Origin of the sequence: Paenibacillus sp. FSL R7-0652 (assembly GCF_038595045.1) — a bacterium.
Taxonomy (GTDB): Bacteria; Bacillota; Bacilli; order Paenibacillales; family Paenibacillaceae; genus Paenibacillus.
Map to the genome: position 1 here is coordinate 5,096,424 of NZ_CP152001.1, position 16,701 is coordinate 5,113,124.

General features: G+C 47.6%; 12 protein-coding genes and 1 pseudogene. 4 read left to right on the forward strand and 9 right to left on the reverse strand.

Going from position 1 to position 16,701, the window contains the following annotated elements; genetic code table 11:
* Positions 1–17: 17 nt before the first annotated feature.
* The 3 genes from MKY97_RS22290 to MKY97_RS22300 form a co-directional block, all read right to left on the reverse strand.
* The gene (locus MKY97_RS22290; protein WP_342552450.1) at positions 18–785 is read right to left on the reverse strand and encodes an alpha/beta fold hydrolase; all 768 of its coding nucleotides are present in this window, start codon (positions 783–785) and stop codon (positions 18–20) included.
* Positions 786–873: 88 nt separating this feature from the next.
* Positions 874–1,539, reverse strand: coding sequence for a bifunctional 2-keto-4-hydroxyglutarate aldolase/2-keto-3-deoxy-6-phosphogluconate aldolase (locus MKY97_RS22295; protein WP_342552451.1), 666 nt, complete (start codon positions 1,537–1,539; stop codon positions 874–876).
* Between the two features lie 90 nt (positions 1,540–1,629).
* Positions 1,630–2,595 carry a sugar kinase gene (locus MKY97_RS22300; RefSeq protein WP_342552452.1) on the reverse strand — a complete coding sequence of 322 codons (966 nt, stop codon included), beginning with the start codon at positions 2,593–2,595 and terminating at the stop codon, positions 1,630–1,632.
* A 232-nt stretch (positions 2,596–2,827) separates the two neighbouring features.
* Here MKY97_RS22300 and MKY97_RS22305 point away from each other — a divergent pair, with 232 nt between their 5' ends.
* The 3 genes and pseudogenes from MKY97_RS22305 (at position 2,828) to ilvD (ending at position 6,245) form a co-directional block, all read left to right on the forward strand.
* Entirely contained in the window at positions 2,828–3,868 is a 1,041-nt protein-coding gene (locus MKY97_RS22305; protein WP_342552453.1) for a fucose 4-O-acetylase, read from the forward strand.
* 120 nt (positions 3,869–3,988) lie between these two features.
* Positions 3,989–4,231 (forward strand): annotated as a pseudogene (locus tag MKY97_RS22310) (general stress protein); the annotation flags it as partial.
* Between the two features lie 328 nt (positions 4,232–4,559).
* Complete coding sequence (ilvD, locus tag MKY97_RS22315; RefSeq protein WP_145332657.1) at positions 4,560–6,245, forward strand: dihydroxy-acid dehydratase; 1,686 nt, start codon at positions 4,560–4,562, stop codon at positions 6,243–6,245.
* Positions 6,246–6,432: 187 nt separating this feature from the next.
* Here ilvD and MKY97_RS22320 read toward each other — a convergent pair whose 3' ends face one another.
* The gene (locus MKY97_RS22320) at positions 6,433–7,851 is read right to left on the reverse strand and encodes a polysaccharide deacetylase family protein (protein WP_342552454.1); all 1,419 of its coding nucleotides are present in this window, start codon (positions 7,849–7,851) and stop codon (positions 6,433–6,435) included.
* A gap of 172 nt (positions 7,852–8,023) precedes the next feature.
* Between MKY97_RS22320 and MKY97_RS22325 the strand changes: the two genes are divergently transcribed.
* On the forward strand, positions 8,024–9,172 hold the full coding sequence (locus tag MKY97_RS22325; RefSeq protein ID WP_342552455.1) for an AI-2E family transporter: 1,149 nt from the start codon (positions 8,024–8,026) through the stop codon (positions 9,170–9,172).
* Here the strand turns inward: MKY97_RS22325 and MKY97_RS22330 are convergent.
* From MKY97_RS22330 to MKY97_RS22350, 5 genes are all read right to left on the reverse strand, one after another.
* Entirely contained in the window at positions 9,151–10,959 is a 1,809-nt protein-coding gene (locus MKY97_RS22330; RefSeq protein ID WP_342552456.1) for a penicillin-binding protein 2, read from the reverse strand. The two genes, MKY97_RS22325 and MKY97_RS22330, sit on opposite strands and share 22 nt — an antisense overlap.
* 108 nt (positions 10,960–11,067) lie before the next feature.
* A complete protein-coding gene (locus MKY97_RS22335) occupies positions 11,068–13,350 on the reverse strand; it encodes a methyl-accepting chemotaxis protein (RefSeq protein WP_342552457.1) in 2,283 nt (760 codons plus the stop codon).
* Between the two features lie 245 nt (positions 13,351–13,595).
* The gene (locus MKY97_RS22340) at positions 13,596–14,366 is read right to left on the reverse strand and encodes a pentapeptide repeat-containing protein (protein ID WP_342552458.1); all 771 of its coding nucleotides are present in this window, start codon (positions 14,364–14,366) and stop codon (positions 13,596–13,598) included.
* A gap of 54 nt (positions 14,367–14,420) precedes the next feature.
* Complete coding sequence (locus MKY97_RS22345; protein WP_342552459.1) at positions 14,421–15,749, reverse strand: U32 family peptidase; 1,329 nt, start codon at positions 15,747–15,749, stop codon at positions 14,421–14,423.
* 17 nt (positions 15,750–15,766) lie between these two features.
* The gene (locus MKY97_RS22350) at positions 15,767–16,696 is read right to left on the reverse strand and encodes a peptidase U32 family protein (protein ID WP_342552460.1); all 930 of its coding nucleotides are present in this window, start codon (positions 16,694–16,696) and stop codon (positions 15,767–15,769) included.
* Positions 16,697–16,701 lie beyond the last annotated feature (5 nt).

Consider the following 16,701-nt stretch of genomic DNA (forward strand, 5'->3'; position numbering starts at 1 on the left):
TCCAAAGATTATCGGGACTACTTGATGGTATCCAACCATGAAATCATCGTTTTAACCGTCTGCTTCAGTTGATCTTCTTCACTGACTTCCGGCTCACCATCTCCCTTTTGATGACCATAGTCGCCAAATTGAGCGTGGTTTCCTCCTTTAATAGTGTAATACACGGTATCCGGTGGCAAATACATACGTCCGTTCTGATACTTGGCCATATTCACGACTCCATCATTGGTACCCAGAATGGATAACGCCGGAATGTCCAGCTTCTGCACGCTTCCTTTTTCATCCGGATAGGATGCCAGGAAAAAAATACCTTTAAGTGCATCCGGGTGTGCAGCTGTATAACGAGCCGCCATCGATCCGCCTAGCGAGTGTCCTCCCATGACAAACTGTTCGTCCGGGTATGCTGCCAATATATCATCTGCCAGATTGGGCTTGATTACAGCCAGATTAACGGGCATTTTAGCAATAATCGTATGATGACCGGCTGCTGCAAGTTCATGAGCCAGAGGGGCATAACTTTGTGGTTTAACCAGACCCCCGGGATAAAAAAGTATACTTTTGCCAACAGGTTTATCCGGCTTGAAATCAATCCAGTTTTCCTGCTCGCTGACTTCAACGCCATCAGATGTCTTCATCGCTGCCTGAGCTGCCTCCTGAGGTCCATAAGGCGTAAACAGCTTCCATGCAACGTAGCCGCATCCAATGACAATGAGCGCCAGAAGTACGAGCAGAAACTTGCCAATGCCCCTCTTCTTGCGCCCCGTATTATACCGATTTCTCAACATCAATCACCTTTCTTTGCTTCCGCGGATGCCGCGGCTTATGGAAGCGGGAGCCTGCTTATACCAGACTCCCTTCCATATTCAAAAAACACTATTCAGCCTTGGCTTTACGATAAGCTTCCATATATTGTTCGGCTTTACGGCGAACGTGAGTCAAATCTCCCGTTTTCACAGCTTCTGACGTCAGATCAGAACCGATCCCTACGGCTACAGCTCCACCTTTGATCCATTCACCCAGATTGGACAGAGACACACCGCCTGTCGGCATAAAATTCGCCTGCGGCATAGGTCCTTTCATCGTTTTGATAATTGAAGGATCATACAAATTGCCCGGGAACAGTTTGATAATATCGACACCAAGCTCCAGTGCTCGCTGCACATCAGCAATCGTCATGACACCCGGCAGAATGGGTACGCGATACAGGTTACACATTTGCACCGTTTCGGGATTCAGAGAAGGACCTACGACAAACTCTGCACCTGACATAATTGCGGCTCTCGCCGTTTGCGCCTCAAGCACGGTTCCGGCTCCAATGATAGCGAATTTCTCCGGATCCTGCGTATTCCAATGGTATACACGGCTTAGTTTTTCGATCGCTTTGAGTGCGCTTGGAACGGTCATCGTGATTTCGATTACCTTGATCCCGCCTGCGATTGCCTGTTCAGCCATTGCAATGACCTGATCGGCAGAATCTGCGCGCAGAACCGCCACCACACCATTGTCCGTCATTTTTTGCAGCAGTTGAAGCTTCTTCATTTCATTCTCTCCCTTGTCCATGTGGTGGTTGTGTATATACAAGCTTTACATTTGAAGAACGAAGATGAGTCATCCTGTTTTTAACGGAACTTAACGCTCGATGTGTGCAGCATTATTCAGCTTGGCCTCAACCTGAGCCCAAGTCGGAAGTGCTTCCCAATCCCCAACGGCCTGAATCACCATCGAACCTGTCAGATTACCGAGACGAGCCGCTTCCTGCGGTGTGTATCCTTTTAGCAGACCCGCTAAAAAACCCGCACAGAATCCATCTCCTGCCCCAACGGTATCGAGAACCTGATCTGCTTTAAAGTACGGAACTTCCGTTAGGGTATCATCCGCAAGTACATAGGTCAAATCAGGACCGCCTTTGACGACGCATACTGCATTCAATGCTGTTAATCGTTCAAGCACCTTTTGATCACTTTCTTCGTTATATAAAAGTTTCATCTCGTCCAGGCCCGGTAAAAAGTAGTCGGCCTGTTCAGCCAACCGCAGCAGCACAGGCCGAGCCTGATCCACCGACCACAGCTTCAGGCGCAGATTCGGATCAAAGCTCACTTTAACCCCTGCCTGCTTGGCAATATGTATGGCCGCTTCCACCGTGGCAAGTCCGGATTCGCTGATGGCTGCAGTAATACCTGTGACATGCAAAATTTTGGCTCCCGCAATATAATCCGGATCGAGATCATCCGGTGTCATTGCACTTGCAGCAGATAACTTCCTATAATAATGCACCGAGGCTTTCCCGGAAGCGTTCTCACGAATCATCAGACCTGTAGGCTCATCATTACTTAATTTTGCCCGGGATACATCCACGCCTTCGCCGCGAATGGCTTTCAGAATCATGTTTCCAATCGGATCGCTGCCGAGACGCCCAAACCAGCCGCTGGTATGTCCAAGGCGTGATACGCCGATGGCCAGATTGCTCTCAGCTCCTCCAAATGTCTTGTCCAGTGAAGCTGCATATTCAAGCCCTCTTGTATCTCTGGCCGTCAGCAACCCCATGCTCTCCCCGAATGTAATAATATCAGGGCTCTGAAAGGGACTCGTTGACATGCTGCCTTCCTCCTTAATATTGACTACCTCATCTTCTTCTACCATTGTCATCCCGTATGCAACCGTTGTCAATCCCGAAGCATTCTTTTTGTTGTCACATCTTTGAGAAAAGATAACGCTTACCAATGTGAATTAAATCACAATGATCAAAGCAAATCCATATTAACCTTATTACAGAGGTATAACGGCTGCACATACACAACTTTTAAGGATGTTTTGAGGGGGCTGCATCATGAGAAACCAGATACTGATTCAGGATGATCAGGAATCTTTCTTTTACAACTTACGCTTTATGTTAATTGTCTGCGTGCTGGCAGGGAATGCACTTGAACCGCTGATTACCCGCTTTGCCGGAGCGGAAGCGTTGTTTCTATGGATTTACACGTTTCATATGCCGCTTTTCGTTTGGGTCACCGGATATTTTGCCAGACCTTCGATTCAGGGCACATCCGGACGCAGCGTGCTGAAGCAGATCGCGTTACAGTACCTGCTGTTCCAGACGCTGTATGCGTTAATGGACGCGACCGTATTCCATACACCTCATATGCGGCTGTCCTTCTTTGCACCCTACCTGCTTCTCTGGTTCCTTGCCAGCCATTTCTGCTGGCGGTTACTGGTTCGGTTCACCATCTCCTGGAAACCGGTATATCGGTTGATTGCTTCAATCGCTCTGGGTGTTATTGCCGGTTATCTGCCAGTCGACGGTTTTTGGCTCAGCTGCAGCCGTACCTTCGTATTTCTGCCATTCTTCGTCATTGGGTATGATTACGGGGCAGCCATTCGTGCTCGGCTCCTTCCAGGCTGGGGCCGCAGAGCTGCTGCGGTTCTCTCTGCTGCCCTGCTGTTATATATTGCGTACGGCGGCTTGAATATTCCACAAGGATGGCTTCTTGGCAGCAAAACGTATGCTGAACTGGGGCATCAGGAGTGGTTTGCCGGAATTTACCGGCTTGGTGTATACCTTTTGGAAATCACTTCGGCAGTTTTATTCCTTGCCTGGGTGCCGAACTTGACCTCCAAAATTACAGATATGGGACGTCGTACACTGTACGTTTTCCTCCTGCACGGCTTTCTTGTACGCCTTGCAATCTGGTCAGGAGTATACGGTTACATGGGAAGTGCATTGTTCATCCCGATTATCCTAGCCGCTGCTGTGCTGTTCTCGGTTACACTGGCTCACCCGCTTGTACGTCATGCCTTCAAGGCTCTGATCGAACCGGATATTTCACGAATTTCACTTCATCGACCAGGTATATTTAAACGTTCCTTGTAACTCTCTGCCTTATCCTGTACACCCAGCGGCTTCCATTTATCCTGTTTCAGGCTGGAAATAATGTGGTAATTCAAGATACACGCTGCAGAAACAACTTATCAGGGTAAGGAGTGATTCGTAATGGCACGAGGGCAAACACCAGAACGCAAGATGAGCAGAGAGGAAGCTGGCCGGTTAGGCGGGAAAGCCACATCGAGAAATCATGACCGCAGCTTCTACCAGATGATTGGTAAAAAGGGCGGTGAAGCCACTTCAGATGCTCATAATGAAGATTTCTACAAAGAGATCGGCCGCAAGGGCGGTGAAGCCACTTCGGAAAATCACAGCAAGGAATTCTATCGCGAAATTGGGCGTAAGGGCGGAAGCAGTTAAACCTAACTTGGGCAGTCATCTCCCTTTTACGGTATACACCACTTTCACTTAATTAGAAGCCAAACTCCATGAAAATGGGACGAGGCTTCTTTTCTATTGTCTATTGATTGTAGAAATATGACGATGGTTGTGATAGACTCTATAGAAAAACCGGGTGTTCACGGGTTTAAAGCAGCAGAGAATTTCACAAACTACGGGAAGCTCGATACCGGATTACCGGTCTATTTTTTAGAGTACGGATGAATTTAAACGACAGATGTACTGCCATTTATTTTTCCATTCATGCTGCTCAATATTATATATTTGGGGGGAATACACCATGTCAGCCAATAAGATGCGTTCCGATATGATCAAAAAAGGGTTTGACCGCGCACCACACCGGAGTCTGCTCCGTGCAGCGGGCGTAAAAGAAGAGGATTTCGGCAAGCCGTTTATTGCGGTATGTAACTCGTATATCGATATCGTACCTGGTCACGTTCACCTGCAGGAATTCGGTAAAATTGTTAAAGATGCCATTCGCGAAGCCGGCGGCGTTCCGTTCGAATTCAACACGATCGGGGTTGACGACGGGATTGCGATGGGACACATCGGTATGCGTTACTCCCTGCCAAGCCGTGACATTATTGCGGATTCCGTAGAAACGGTTGTTTCTGCACACTGGTTCGACGGCATGGTTTGTATCCCGAACTGTGACAAAATTACACCGGGTATGATGATGGGCGCACTGCGCTGCAACATCCCTACTGTATTTGTAAGCGGTGGACCGATGAAAGCAGGCCGTGACAGCAACGGTAAAGCTCTCTCCCTGACTTCCGTATTCGAAGGTGTAGGTGCCTTCCAGGCCGGTAAAATTGACGACAAGAGCTTGCTTGAGCTTGAACAGTTCGGCTGTCCAACGTGCGGCTCATGCTCCGGTATGTTTACTGCTAACTCCATGAACTGCCTTGCAGAAGCTATGGGTCTGGCTATGCCGGGGAACGGAACGATTCTGGCGGTAGCACCTGAGCGCCGTGAGTTTGTTAAACAATCAGCAAAACAATTGATGGAATTGATCAAACTGGATCTGAAACCACGCGATATCGTAACGGTAGAAGCGATCGACAATGCGTTCGCTTTGGATATGGCAATGGGTGGTTCTACGAATACGGTACTGCACACACTGGCTTTGGCACACGAAGCCGGCATTGAATACCCGATCGAGCGTATCAATGAAGTTGCTAACCGTGTTCCTCACCTTGCGAAACTGGCACCTGCTTCTGACCTGCACATCGAAGATGTTCACAATGCAGGCGGTGTAAGCGCGGTTCTGAATGAATTGCTCAAAAAACCAGGCGCGATTCACGCAGACTGCATTACCGTAACAGGTAAAACGATCCGTGAAAACGTGGAAGGTCAGGAAATTAAAGATACCAACGTAATCCACAAGCTGGACAACCCGCACTCCGAAAAAGGCGGACTGGCTGTATTGTTCGGTAACCTTGCGCCAGAAGGTGCAATCATTAAAGTTGGCGCGGTTGATGCTTCAGTTGGCGGATATCACAAAGGCCCTGCCATCTGTTTCGACTCTCAGGAAGAAGCACTTGAGGGTATTGCTAACGGTAAAGTTAAAGAAGGACATGTCGTGGTTATTCGCTATGAAGGACCAAAAGGCGGACCTGGAATGCCTGAAATGCTCGCGCCAACTTCCCAGATCGTAGGTATGGGACTTGGTGCCAAAGTTGGTCTGATCACGGATGGACGTTTCTCCGGCGCATCCCGCGGAATCAGTATCGGCCATATCTCTCCGGAAGCAGCGGAAGGCGGCCCGATTGCCTTTGTTGAAGAAGGAGATATCATCGAACTCGACCTGAACAACCGTACTATTGAGTTGCAAATTAGCGACGAGGAATTCGAAGCACGTCGTGCGAACTGGAAAGGTTTTGAGCCAAAAGTCAAAACCGGCTTGCTGGCTCGCTACTCCAAGCTTGTTACCAATGCAAGCAACGGTGGCGTACTGAAAATTTAATACGGATGAAGTGCTGATATAGTACTGAACATATCAGGATTAAAAAAGGATGCGTCCTGCCTCACCGGCAGAGCGCATCCTTTCTTTTCGTTTGAAATTCGGATAGGTTGGATGATCTGTAATCCATAATTAACATTATAATAATTCCATAATAAAGCCGCTGTCATAGAAAAGCTGAAGCTGTACCTTAGTTTCGCTCAGGCAAAATCTCGTTTTCGATCATAAGAGACTCGTCTCTCTCTTCCTCCACTGCGGCTGATACAAGCTTATGATGCTGTCCGTAACGTTTCAGCAGTTCCTCCACGGGCATCACAATCATTTTAGGCACCAGCTGATCTGTACGCTGCTTCAAACGCTCCTTGCCTGAAGGATGGATAACACGAAGCAGCAGCTTCAGATATAACTTCGAGGCCATACTGAAAGGACCTGGGGCCAACTCCTGCACCGTGAAACCGAATTTTTCAGGTCCACGGTTAATCATGCTCACCCCGTAAATTGCTTTGGCTGAGCGTAATTCAGGTTCTGAAGCCACAAGCTGTGCCAGGTCAGGCAGCTGCTGCTCCATCGTACGAATCATACGAATAGCCAAATGCATGGTTGAGCGTGAAGTAACACCCAGTTCGAACAATTTCTTATTATCAAAATGCAGTTCGATAATCGGATCACCGTTCTGCATCACATGACCATGTTCCATCTCTACTCGCGCACCGTGGTATACACGGGAACGGAAATGAAGCATGGGATCTTCCGATGAAGCCGTCCGCAGATGATAAACCCAGTGAAACAGCTTTTCCCAGCCTAACCACAAAGCAACCACAGCTCGTTTCCACAGTTTCAGCTTCGGGCGGGCTGCCGTTTGTACTGGGCCTACATTAGACCGCCATCCATTCACAGCGCTGCCGGTCATTAACGTATCCACACGTACACTTTCCAGCCCTCTGCGCCGGGCTTCCTGCAGCACAGTTTCGAGTGCCTCAAGCATCTGTTCGGGCGCTCGTGCATCTGCCCCGAGGGTTGTGCCTCGATCGTGCAGCAGCAGCACCTCACCGCCCTTTAACTTGTTCAGCATACGCTGTTTCAGCTGCTCCGCACCCACACTGCATTTCCAGTCCTCGAACATGGCGGACCACAGAATGATTTTGCGATCTTTTTTACTGAAAAAGTCAAACAGATTCATAATGCCCCAGGGTGGACGGTAATAACAGGTTTTCTCACCTGTAATTTCCTGAATAATATGACCTGTGCGCTCGATCTGATCCCGAACCGTACGCGGACGCATCAGCCAGTTCGTTTTATGAATGTAGTTATGAATGCCAATCAAATGTCCTTCTTCATGCATTCGTCTGATTAAGTCGGGATGACTTGCAGCATGTTCTCCGACCACAAAAAAAGTGGCTTTAACCTCGTGCTCACGTAACAGATCGAGCAGCCGAGGGGTGTAATCAGGATCTGGCCCGTCGTCAAAAGTCAGGGCATATTGAGTATCACTTTTTCCCCTTCTGAACACCCGGAAACCGAACAATCTGCTGATCAGACTTGGAATAAAAGCATAAAAAGAGGACAGATACAATAACCACAGTAAAATACTCTGAAGTATCGTTGTCATGATGTGAATTCCCCACTTCTTCTGCTAATTTACAGCTATAAGGCACTTTCTAAAATAAACCGCCTTTAATTTTATCACAGTTCATTCTTTTATGAAATGCTGTTTCCTCAAGACACCGCTATCATGTACAATGAATACAATCTAATTTCTGCCTGTAAAGGAGTCTATGTCCATGCTGCCGCTTTATAAAAAATACGGGCGTACGGTTTTTGATATCGCTCTACTCCTGTTAACCGTGTATGTGATCATGTTTGCTTTCAGCAAGTTGTATCATATCGCCGCGCCCGTTTTCCTTTCGTTTATTGTTTTCTGGATGATTGAGCCTTTGGCCAAATTTTTGCATCGAAAAGGCCTGCCCAAAACACTGGGTACCGCCATATCTGTTCTGCTGTTTCTAGGACTGATTGTCGCAGGATTTTTCGGTGCAGGTTTCTTCATCATCTCGCAAATATCAGATTTGCAGCTCAATTTCCCGGTATATATCGAGATGATTCAGCGAGAATTCACCAATCTGGTCGTGTTTATACAGGACAAGTCCAATGCCCTTCCCGACGGGATGCTCGAAAAGGTGAATGAATACTTTGCCACACTGTCTGGAATCCTGTCCAAATGGGTTACCGGCGGGGCACAATTTATCATCGGTTTTCTCAGCTCTTTCTCTACTTTTATTACCAATTTCGGTATCGCAATCATTCTGGCATTTTTCCTTAGTATTGAGATTGAATCATGGCGCAAATTCGCTCGTGCCAAGACACCCAAAACACTAAAGACAGCCAATGCGTTCATGCGTACCCATGTGTTCAAGACAATTCGTTCCTACATGAAAGCACAATTGATTATGATGCTGATTACATTTGTATTGATATATGCGGGGTTGTTGATTCTTGGAACCTCCAATGCCTTTACAATCGCAGCCGTCTGCGCCATTTTTGATCTGGTGCCGCTGCTCGGTGTGCCCGTTATTTTTATTCCGTGGATTGTTTATCTATTTATCGTGGGTAACAGTACACTTGCCATCGGTTTAATCGTTATTTTGGCCGTGACCATGCTGACGCGGCAGCTGCTTGAACCGAAAATTTCAGGAAACTCTATCGGTGTTTCTTCTGCTTATCTGATGCTGTCGTTTATGCTGATTTCCCTATCAATCTTCGGCCTCGCAGGTGTCGTGCTTTCACCCGTTCTTCTGATTTTGTTAAAAGAACTGCTGCAGCAGGGCTATCTGCAAAAATGGATTCATCTGCCCAATGACGAATTCGAGTCTTCACCGTTAGTGATGGACACGCCTATATCTGATCCCGCTCACGACGAGGCTGCCAAGTAATCCATCACCTTTCGAAACAAGGCCGCTGCCTGATGCGAGCTGTTTGGAGAGACGTTCTGAACGAGCACAGCGACTGCATATTTCGGCTCTTCTACGGGACCATAGCCAATAAACCACTGGTGGTTTTTAGGCTTTCCCTTTTGCATGACCTGAGCCGTGCCTGACTTCCCTGCAGTATGCCATTTTGCATGCTGCAGGGATTTTCCTGTTCCCTCCCGTACAACTGTATTCATCCAGCTTAACAGCAGATGCGCTGTGGCTGGAGAAATCTGTCCTATTGCCGAACGAGAGTCATGCAGAGGCATGTCCAGCATCGTGTCTCCATCCGCATATCGAATTCGCTGTACAAGCCGGGGAGCACTCACCTTTCCGTCATGCAGCAGTGTGACAATCAGGTTAGCTGCCTGCAGCGGGGTGACCAGTACATCCCGCTGTCCGATCGCGGTCTGTATCCTGGCTCCTTCGTCATCTGAATACTTTACAGCCTCTGTCTGAATACGCCCCGATTCTTCATGATCAAAGTGCTTTAACACCGGCATACCCGCAGCCTGCTGTGCCTGCCAGCCAACCATACGCCCAAGTCCAAGACGGTCAGCGGTCTGTTCCAACTGTTCCATTCGCAGTCTGCGAGCCGTTTCAGCAAAAACAATGTTGCATGACTGCGCAAATCCTTCTTCGAGATTCAGTTCACCATGTCCATGATGCTTCCAGCAGGAGAAGCCATACTTTCCATAGGCTCCTTCACAATGGAATTTCTCTTCGCGAGAAGCGACCCGATTTTCGAGTGCTGCTGCAGCCGTCACTATTTTGAAAATAGAACCTGGTACAGCACCTTGTACGGCTCGATTCCCCCAGGAGGACTGCTGCCTTGGATCTACATGCTGCGGCTGATAAAAAGGACGTGATACCATTGCGCGTACATCCGCATTCGCAGCATCAAGCACAACCACGGCTCCTTCCTGCAGCACGGAAGCTTGCGTCAGTTCTTCTATTCCCTGCTGCAGGCGCGCATCAATCGTTGTTTCCACTGTTAATGGATAATGAACATTGGCAGGCGCAATCACACGCGGCTCTATTTCAGGAATGATCTGCCCGCTGCCCGATACCATCCGCGTCACCAATGTAGGTCCTATTCCTCTTAACAAAGGTTCTAGCGTTCGTTCCAGCCCCGCTGCTCCCGATTTCATTGCAAAGGGCTGTCTTACCTCATCTTGATGTTCTTTCAATCGTCCTGCAGGCTCTGGCTGTTCATTCAGGTAACCCAGCCACTGGCTGCCAGCGGGTTTAGGGAAATATCTCGTCATGACGGGATATACATCAGCTCCCTGTATATGAAGCTCACGTAAGCGTTCACGCTGCTTATCGTTTAACAGCACAGGCTCTGATTGACCTCCTGTCCATAAATGCGGAGTTTTTTCTTTCTCCCACTCCTCCCTCAGCTGATCTGTATTCGTATGCAGGATCGATGCCATTTGGCTGAGTTCGCCTTCCTTCCTGTTTCCTTTCGAAGAATGTTCTTGTGGAAAAAGTACAACACCCCACTGCAGCTTACCGGTTAAGGGACGTCCATGGACATCTGTAAACTGTCCACGACCGGAATCGAGCATTACACCCCGTTCACGCTGCAGTACAGACATTTCTCTCATACTTCGCTGGTCTCCAGGAACAGTCCGGTTTACCTGGACCATTTGAATCCAGCCAAGTCTGAGGAGCAGCACGGCAAAAACGAGCGTCAAACCTGCACTGATTATCGCTATACGGCGTTTCCATACAAGCCGCAGATTCACAAATATTCCACCCTTGCCTTTTTCATGTATTATGCGTCAACCTCTCTGGAATTACCCGGAAAATATAGAAAACCTGCCTCAACGAAGAGACAGGTTTGTTAGTAGGGATTATACTGTGAAACGCGAGAGTGTTTCTTTCAGTTCACTCGATACATTTTCCAGCTTGCCAGACAGACTAACGAGCTGATTGCTGATATTTTGCTGTTCACTGCTCAGTGAAGCTACTTCCTCTGAAGTGGCGGAGGACTCTTCAGCAACAGCGCTGACGTTGCTCATCGCCTCAGACAGCGTTGCCTGTGATTTGCTGAGCTCTCCAATGGAACCCGTTACCATGCCGAGACGTTCCACGAAAGCACCCATTTGATCCTGCACAGAAGCAAAAATCACGTTTGTATCTTTTACCGCATCCATCTGTTCTTTGAACAATGGATAAGCGTCGGACAGCGCTTTAACCGTTTCGTTCATTTCTGTCATAATTTTGTCTGTGATCTCCCCAACCATATCGATGGACTGTCTGGACTGCGCAGCGAGCTGGCGAACTTCATCAGCGACGACCATGAAACCACGTCCAGCCGCGCCTGCCCGCGCTGCTTCAATTGTTGCGTTAAGAGACAGAATATTGGTCTGTTTCGTAATATTCTGCATGACATCGAGCACTTTTAGTACAGAAGATGTGCTCTCTTTTAACGAATCCACTTTGCTGACCAATGCTCCGATCATCTCTTCTGTCTTCTGCGTTTTGGTCATCAATTGATTCAGATGCTGCGTTCCGGTCTGACTGGACTTCTCAACGTGGCGGGCAGAATCCCCCATCTCTTCATTGGCGGCAATTACACTTTCCATCTGACGCGAGATGTTATCGGTCAGTTCATTGCCACGTTCAGCTTCCGTCGCCAGGCTGCCTGCACCACCGGCAATCTCTTCCGTGGCTACCGCAATTTCAGAAGCGGATACCGCTGTTTTCTTGGAAGCACTGCTCAGTTCTGCAGCTGTATCCAACACTTCCTGTGCGGAACGATTGGTCTGCTCCACCAGCTTGGTAATCTGCTCCATCATCGTATTAAATGCAGATGAAAGCTGTCCAATCTCATCTTGGGAGCTATACGGCGTGCGTACTTTCAGATTTCCTTTTGCACCATCCTGCATTAGATCTTTCAATTTGCTAAGCGGCCGAGCAATCATGCGAACCATCCAGACGCCAATCAACACAGCAAGTGCTGCAAACGCAAGGGCCATCCACAATGTTATTGTTAGGATGCCTTGAGCGTCCTTAACCAGCATTGAAGTGGGAACCATACCGATCAGCTTCCAGGCAGATGAATCCAGCGTACTGTAAACAGCCAGCATGTTGGTCGATTTGCCATCCACATCATATTCGGTGTTTGTGCTTCCCGCTGGTTCCTTTAAATCTTTCACAAAGCCAAGATCCGTCTCTTTACCTGAACGTCCTGCAACGGACGAGGCAACCACTTTGTTATCCGGGGCAATCAATTGAAGTACAGATCCAGCCCCCAGATCCAGTGACTTCAACTGCTCCTCCAGCACCTCCAGCTTCAACTCAATGATGAGCACGTAAGATTGCGTTGTACCCTGCAGATTCTTCATGGAACGTGCAATTCGGAAGGTTGACGCTGTCCCGTCTGTCTTCTCCTCTGTGGGCAGCCAGCGGTAACCCCCTTTTGTGATAAGGTCCGTATACCAAGCTTCCTGGCGGATGCTTCCCATGCTCGAACTGCTGTTTCCTGTGCCCATAACGGATTTGGATTCATCCGTAGGCACCAAATAAATCGCTTCCATGGATTTATTAGTAAAAGCTACATTGGATAACTGTTTATTGATTGAACTCGAATTGACGAAAGTATCATATGCCGTCAGATTCGGATCTGACATCTTCTGCAGCAGAGACTGCATCTCTGGATCGAAGAAAATCTGTGTAGACGTATCCACAAATCGTTCCAGAATGATATCAAGCTTCTGCTTGGTTTGGTCGATCGTCTCCTGATTGGCTCTGGATGCGTTCGCCTCAATCGTGTTTTTAGCCTTTGAATAGGATATTAGCCCCAAACTAATAACCACAATCATAATAGCCGAGAAAAAGATTAAGAAAAGCTTAACACCTACAGATTTGACCGGGTTCACCTTCTTGATCTGTCTGAATGAGGTGCCGCCAAGCTCCTTCCACTCTCTATTTTTCAGTTTCTCTTTGATCCGATCCATCTTGATCCAATCCCATCGGATTTTGCTGCGATCAAATTTGAGTGTTTTTTTATGTACCCCTTCTTTTTTAATTTTAATCGTTTTCATTTTCTTCTCTTTTTGTGTCTTATCAGGCTTAGCCTGCTCGGGTTGTTTCATGTTTTCCCCACTGTCCTTATCCTTCTTTTGAACCATTCTCATTCACCTGCCAGTAGTATTCTTGTTAACTCTTTAATCTCTCCCCTATAAATATGTAGTATTCGACAGCTTTCCTGCTTTCCCTCCAATTTCTCAGAAATATATTACAACTTTTTTCCTATTTTTCTATAAAAAAAAGACCTCTATATGCCGATATACAGGGGTCTTTTTTCTCATAAATTTGATTTGTCAAAAAGTCACTCCTTCACCTCATTTCTGAGTGCTTTGGAGATGACTTTTTGTTAGCCTCTAAGATCGGGACTAATTCCCAGACTGCTGAAAAATCGTTCAACAAAATCTTCACTATATATTTTCTTCATATGCGCCGTGTTAAAAATATATTGATCCGTCTGCTCAAGCTTGCGCAGACTGCGTACCAGGACTTTTCGTTCATCTTCAGATAGATCAGCGTTATGTTCTATCTTCTGCAGGGCATTTTTCACACGTGCGGATACCTGTTCAACATACAGATGGTTTTTGGATTTTGGCGGGATGCACTGCGTCAGGTCACAGCCCACAAAACGAACACCGTCAAGGATGCAGTTCTCCAAATTGGCGATCAGCTTTTGTTTGCCATTTCCCTCAAACGTAATATCCACCAGCTTGCCGGTAAAAGTACAATTGACGAGATTCGCTGCTTGTAAAACCCGGTCATTAAATCTACATTTAGCAAAAGTACAGTTGATAAACGCAGCGTTTTCCAATGTCATGCCTCTCAGATCACAGGAGGAAAACTCACAATTGGTAAACACAGCTTCATCTTTGCCAATGCCGACAGAGCGCAGGTCGGAACGAACAAATGTGCAGTGATCTATTGTACTACCGGCAAAAAATCTCGCATTCGTAAGATCACAGGTATCAAATACAAGATGATGCAGGGTACAGCTCCAAAATATAGGTGAACCCACATTCGAGTTTGATACGGTCGTTTCACTTATCGTTTCGTGTTCATACCTAACTATATCCGAAAATAATTCATTGTCTGCTGACATACCAGACTCAAGTCTTCTCATCCCGATCCCCCCATCATATATGATGAGAACGCACAGCATAACTTTTATATAAACCTATTTCTTTTTTCTCATCATGTCAAAGTAGGAAACCGGCTGATCCACTTTCATCTTCACCAGCTGCAGCGGATGACGCGCAGCATCCAGCACATTGCCTTCTGCATCCTGAATTTCCCCTACCACCTGTTTGAAAAAGGTACCGTTCGGACCGAAGAACTCAATCTCTTGGCCCGGCTTGAAGTGATTGCGCTGCTGAATCGTTGCCATTCCTGTTTCTGTATCGTAATCCATAACCAGGCCCGCAAAGTCGTAAGGCACTGCCTTCTCTTCCGGCTCATAGATATGATCTTCATGATCAGGCGTATCGTAGAAGAACCCTGTATTGAGCGGACGATTCGCCGCTTTGTTCATTTCTTCTACCCATTCCGGTTTCAGCACATAATTTTCAGGATCAGCCATGTACGAATCAATGGCCTGACGGTATACGTTGACAACCGTTGCTACGTAATGGATGGATTTCATACGTCCTTCAATTTTGAAACTGTCCACACCCACATCAATCAATTCAGGGATATGACCGATCATGCACAGGTCTTTGGAGCCCATGGAGAAAGAATTATCCTGTTCCTGGAACAGGGGCAGCTGATTATCTCCCAGCTTAAATGGCGCAGGAGCCTTCATCTGCATTTCCTCCTCGCTTACCCAGACCGTATCTTCTCTCGCATCCTCGAACAAATCATACTTCCAGCGGCAGGACTGACAGCAGCCCCCCCGGTTGGAATCCCGGTCTGTAAAGTGATTGGACAATACACAGCGGCCCGAATAAGATGAACACATTGCCCCGTGGATGAAAGCTTCGATTTCAATATCCACGTTCGCCTTGATCTCTTCAATCTCTTCAAAACTCGTCTCACGACCAAGTACAACCCGCGGCAGTCCTTCGTCCTTCCAGAACTTCACGGCTTGCCAGTTCAATGTGGACTGCTGGGTGCTGAGATGCACCTCCAGACCCGGAACCGCACGCAAAGCCACTTCAATAATGGCCGGATCGGCAACAATAACCGCCGAGATGCCTGCATCATACAGATTCTGCAAATACGCTTCAATTCCCGCCACATCTTCGTTATGGGCATAAATATTTGTAGCTACAAACACTTTGGCCCCGTACTTTTTCGCAAATTCTACACCTTCACGCATTTCTTCAAAACTGAAGTTATCCGCGTTCGAACGAAGTCCGTAAGCCTGTCCGCCGATATATACAGCATCTGCTCCATAGTGAATCGCAAATTTTAATTTTTCCAGATTACCCGCCGGAGCCAGCAGCTCCGGTTTATCCAGACGGTTACGTTTACCGGAAAACTTCCGCTTGACCGCCACTGTTTCCATCTTGTTCACCTCTTCTATTAATACACTTGTTCTTTGTAGAAAAATCCAAATGACAATTCCCGCTCAGGGTCCTGCAGCTCACGAACCTCACGCAGCCATTCTTCGTCGTATGCATAAGCCTCTGCGTCTGCTTCATACAGATCTATAGCCTTGCGATATGCACGAACAACAGCTTCGTTGTAAGCCACGGGCTTGAGGATTCCCTCCACTTTGAAGCTGTGTACACCTGCCTCCATCATCAAATGAAGATCTTCGAGAATGCAGATGTCCTCTGAACTCATAATATGCGTACCGTTGATATCCTCATAGATCGGGAACTTCTCATCCCGACGCTCCGCCTCGATCAGGAATAACCCGCGTTCCTTACCAAGATGTCCTTCTACGGGGCGCCCTTGATGAGCCATATAACTCTGGACCAGACTGCGCTTGGAGTGGTATATGTTCGTCATCCCGTGGACCTGAACCTGCGCCTCAACCTTTAAAAAGGGAACCATCTCCGTGATCTCATCCATGTTCAGCTCACGAGCAAGCACAACCCGGCTCGCCCCTTTGGTTCCCCAGTAGTTGGCCGTGGCATAGTTTGTAGACGTCATCTCTGCGTTCCAGTGCAGACGAATCTGAGGTGCAATTTCCTTGATCGCAGCCAGCACGGACGGATCATTAAACTCGACGGCGTCAACACCAATTCGGCCCAAAGCCTGCACATATTCTGGCAGTTCTTTCAGTAATTCATTAGACATCAAATTATTCATGGATACGATGACTCGCGCCTCGTGTTTGGCAGCCAAGTTCACTACCGCTGCTGTTTCTTTCACGCTGAAGCTGCCCGGAAGGCGCATGCCAAAGCGATCATCTCCAATCAATAAAGCATCCGCTCCGGCCTGAAGCATGGCTTCTGCTTCTTTTACATTTGCCGCCGTCACGAGCAGTTCATGTTTCTTACTCATCTAAT

Bases quoted from the DNA above. Each gene is read 5' to 3' on its own strand.
- MKY97_RS22290 (WP_342552450.1), bottom strand. From the start codon at position 785: ATGTTGAGAAATCGGTATAATACGGGGCGCAAGAAGAGGGGCATTGGC.
- MKY97_RS22295 (WP_342552451.1), bottom strand. From the start codon at position 1,539: ATGAAGAAGCTTCAACTGCTGCAAAAAATGACGGACAATGGTGTGGTG.
- MKY97_RS22300 (WP_342552452.1), bottom strand. From the start codon at position 2,595: ATGTCAACGAGTCCCTTTCAGAGCCCTGATATTATTACATTCGGGGAG.
- MKY97_RS22305 (WP_342552453.1), top strand. From the start codon at position 2,828: ATGAGAAACCAGATACTGATTCAGGATGATCAGGAATCTTTCTTTTAC.
- ilvD (WP_145332657.1), top strand. From the start codon at position 4,560: ATGTCAGCCAATAAGATGCGTTCCGATATGATCAAAAAAGGGTTTGAC.
- MKY97_RS22320 (WP_342552454.1), bottom strand. From the start codon at position 7,851: ATGACAACGATACTTCAGAGTATTTTACTGTGGTTATTGTATCTGTCC.
- MKY97_RS22325 (WP_342552455.1), top strand. From the start codon at position 8,024: ATGCTGCCGCTTTATAAAAAATACGGGCGTACGGTTTTTGATATCGCT.
- MKY97_RS22335 (WP_342552457.1), bottom strand. From the start codon at position 13,350: ATGGTTCAAAAGAAGGATAAGGACAGTGGGGAAAACATGAAACAACCC.
- MKY97_RS22340 (WP_342552458.1), bottom strand. From the start codon at position 14,366: ATGAGAAGACTTGAGTCTGGTATGTCAGCAGACAATGAATTATTTTCG.
- MKY97_RS22345 (WP_342552459.1), bottom strand. From the start codon at position 15,749: ATGGAAACAGTGGCGGTCAAGCGGAAGTTTTCCGGTAAACGTAACCGT.
- MKY97_RS22350 (WP_342552460.1), bottom strand. From the start codon at position 16,696: ATGAGTAAGAAACATGAACTGCTCGTGACGGCGGCAAATGTAAAAGAA.